Consider the following 3,226-nt stretch of genomic DNA (forward strand, 5'->3'; position numbering starts at 1 on the left):
TCATGGAGCCCGGCAACGTCCTGTCGTGGAGCGAGGACATTGATGCGCTCCGCGGCGGTACCCGCGGCGGCGCGCGAGGGGTGTGCGAACGTCAGCCCAGCTTGATGACCGTGCTCTTGTTCTCGGTGTAGTGCTGCATGACGTCGTAGCCCATCTCGCGGCCCCAGCCGGACTCCTTGAAGCCGCCGAAGGGCAACGCCGGGTCGAAGACGCCGTAGCAGTTGACCCAGACCACTCCCGCGCGCAGCGCGCGGCTCATCGAGTGCGCCCGGGAGATGTTCTGGGTCCAGACACCGGCCGCGAGACCGTACGGCGAGTCGTTGGCGACCTCCACCAGGTCGTCGACCTCGCGGAACGGCGTGGCCACCACGACGGGGCCGAAGATCTCCTCGCGGACGATCCGCATGTCCGGGGTCACGTCGGTGAAGACGGTGGGCTGGAGGTAGAAGCCCCGGTCGCCGACCGTTTCGCCGCCGCTCAGCACGGTCGCGCCCTGCTCGACACCGGAACGCAGGTAGCCGGTGACGCGCTCCAGGTGCTCCTTGCTGACCAGCGGCCCGACCTGCGTCTCCGGATCGAACCCGTCGCCGATCCTCATCGACGCGCCGATCGCCGCCACCCGCGCGACCACCTCGTCGAAGACGGACTCCTCGACGTACAGTCGCGAGCCGGCCACGCACTGCTCGCCCATGTTGGAGAAGATCGCCGCCGCGGCTCCCGCCGAGGCGGCCTCGAGGTCGGCGTCGGCGAAGACGATGTTGGGGCTCTTGCCGCCGAGTTCGAGCGTCACCCGCTTGAAGTTGCCGAGCGACGCGGTGGCGATCGCCCGTCCGGTCTGGGTGGAACCGGTGAACGACACCTTGTCCACCAGCGGGTGCTCCGCGAGGGCGGCTCCCGCCGAGGGGCCGTAGCCGGGCACGACATTGAGCACCCCTTCGGGAAGCCCGGCCTCGATCGCGAGCCGGGCCAGCCGCAGTGCGCTCAGCGGTGTCGCCTCGGCGGGCTTCAGCACGCAGGTGTTACCGGCCGCCAGGGCCGGGCCCACCTTCCACGCCGCGTTCGACAGCGGGTAGTTCCAGGGGACGATGAGGGCGCAGACGCCGAGAGCCTCCCGCTGGGTGAAGGCGTGGTAGTCCCCGGGCGTGGAGAGCGGGATCGTCGCGCCGGTGACCTTGGTGGCCCACCCGGAGAAGTAGTGGAACGCCTTGACGGAGCCCCGCACGTCGATCATCTGGGACTGGGCGTAGGGCTTGCCGTTCTCCAGCGTGGTGAGCCGGGCGAGTTCCTCCCCGTCCCGCTGGATGAGGTCGCCGAGCCGCCAGAGGATCTGCGCCCGCTCGTTGGGCTTCATCCTCGGCCACGGCCCGGAGTCGAACGCCTTCCTGGCCGCCAGGACGGCGCGGTCCACGTCGCTCTCGCGCGCCTCCTGCACCGAGACGAACACCTCGCCCGTCGCCGGGTTCACGACGGGGATCTGGCCGCCCGCCTCGGACTCCTCCCACTTCCCGTCGATGAACAGAAGCGTGTGCTCGATGGGCTTCTGCTGGGCTTCGGTGTCGGGGGTCGCGGCCATCACTGTCCTTTTCGTGCGGATCGTACGGTGGTTGGGAAGACTGTCAGTGCTCGTGCAGGATGACGCCGCGGATGTTGACCCCGGCGTGCAGGTCGTCGTAGGCCTCGTTGATCTGCTCAAGGCGGTACGTGCGGGTCACCAGCTCGTCGAGCTTGAGTCGGCCGGCGGAGTGCATCCCCAGCAGCCGCGGGATGTCGGCGACCGGGTTGCAGTTGCCGAACAGGGAGCCGGTCAGCGTCTTGGTCCGGTTGGAGAAGTCGCGGGGGTTCACCGCGATGTGCTTGTCGGTGGAGCCGAGGGAGGCGACGACGCAGGTGCCGGCCTTGCCGGTCAGGTCGAAGGCCTGGCCGATGATGTCGCCGTTGACCCGTCCCACCGTGATGACGGAGACGTCGACGCCCCGCCCGCCGGTGATCTCCTCGATCCGCGGCCGGGCGTCGTCGAGGGAGGCGAAGGTGTCGGTCGCGCCGAAGGTGGGAGCCTGGCTCCGCGCGAACTCCGAGGGGTCGACGACGATGACGTGGTCGGCGCCGGCGTGCCTGGCACCCTGGACCACGTTCATGCCGACCCCGCCGGCGCCGAGGACGAGGACCGCGTCACCCGGCCGGACGTCTCCGGCGTTGACCGCCGCGCCCCAGCCCGTGAGCACGCCGCAGGAGACCAGGCACGCGGCGGTGAAGTCCGTCGAGTCGGGCACGGCGACCGTCTGGCTCTCGTGGCAGACCAGGTAGTTCGCGAAGGTCCCCAGACTGCTGGTGGCGGTGACCCCGGGGCCGTCCGCGAGCCGGAAGCGCAGGGTGCCGTCCATCGCGTACCCCGGCCGCACGCCGGCCGTGCTCTCGCAGAGGTAGGACCTGCCCGCGGCGCAGTAGCGGCACGAACCGCAGACGGGCACGAACAGCGTCGCCACCCGGTCGCCGACCTTCACCCGGGTGACACCGACGCCGACCTTCTCCACGATGCCGGCCCCCTCGTGCCCGCCGACCTGAGGCAACTCGGCGCGGATGTCCCCGCGCACGACGTGGTCGTCGGAGTGGCAGATCCCGGTGGCCATGACCTTGACGAGTACCTCGCCGGGACCGGGGTCGCCCACCTGGAGATCCTCCACGCTCCACTTCTCCCCGACACCGTGGATTACCGCTCCCCGAGCCTTGACCATCGTTTCGCCCACCTCGCCAGCTACGAATATTCGGTTCACTCAGCAAACCATTGTTTCAAAATCGTCCTCTGTTGCATAATGCCATGTCAAGGGCCTCGGGAGAATGTGAGCGGGAACGCAGTGCCCCGCCGAGCGGGGTGGCGAAGGCGATCCGACGGTGTCTGGAGGCGGGAACCACCGGTCGCGGCCCCCGGTGGACGGGGGTGCGCCGGAGTCGGCGGGAGATCCGGACGGCGGAGGCGCCGATCGTCGCGCGGAGGCCCGGCGGGGGTGGCCTCGTCACGGCGGGGAGCCGTCGGTCCGGCGGGCCGGGCGTGTGTTCCCGCGGACCACCGGCACGTTCTGCCGGCGCGGGGCCGACGGGCCCCGGCGCGACGGAGCCTACCCGGTGCCGGTCGATGCCCTCGCGGTGTCACAGGGTGTCATGAGATGTCGCGGGGTGTTGCGGGGCGTTGCGTGATGTGGATCGGCCGTCGCCGGACCGATCGGTCCGG

The 3,226-nt window shown here is 70.4% G+C and carries 2 protein-coding genes; both read right to left on the reverse strand.

Annotation, left to right across the window (positions count from 1 at the left end):
* Positions 1-91: 91 nt before the first annotated feature.
* On the reverse strand, positions 92-1,573 hold the full coding sequence (locus tag AB0J58_RS44470; protein ID WP_364227771.1) for an aldehyde dehydrogenase family protein: 1,482 nt from the start codon (positions 1,571-1,573) through the stop codon (positions 92-94).
* Positions 1,574-1,616: 43 nt separating this feature from the next.
* Positions 1,617-2,732 carry a Zn-dependent alcohol dehydrogenase gene (locus AB0J58_RS44475; protein WP_364227774.1) on the reverse strand — a complete coding sequence of 372 codons (1,116 nt, stop codon included), beginning with the start codon at positions 2,730-2,732 and terminating at the stop codon, positions 1,617-1,619.
* Positions 2,733-3,226: the final 494 nt, after the last annotated feature.

Origin of the sequence: Streptosporangium sp. NPDC049644 (assembly GCF_040675205.1) — a bacterium.
Taxonomy (GTDB): Bacteria; Actinomycetota; Actinomycetes; order Streptosporangiales; family Streptosporangiaceae; genus Streptosporangium; species Streptosporangium fukuiense.

Coding starts and splice junctions, on each gene's coding strand:
- AB0J58_RS44470 (WP_364227771.1), bottom strand. CDS start 1,573: ATGGCCGCGACCCCCGACACCGAAGCCCAGCAGAAGCCCATCGAGCAC.
- AB0J58_RS44475 (WP_364227774.1), bottom strand. CDS start 2,732: ATGGTCAAGGCTCGGGGAGCGGTAATCCACGGTGTCGGGGAGAAGTGG.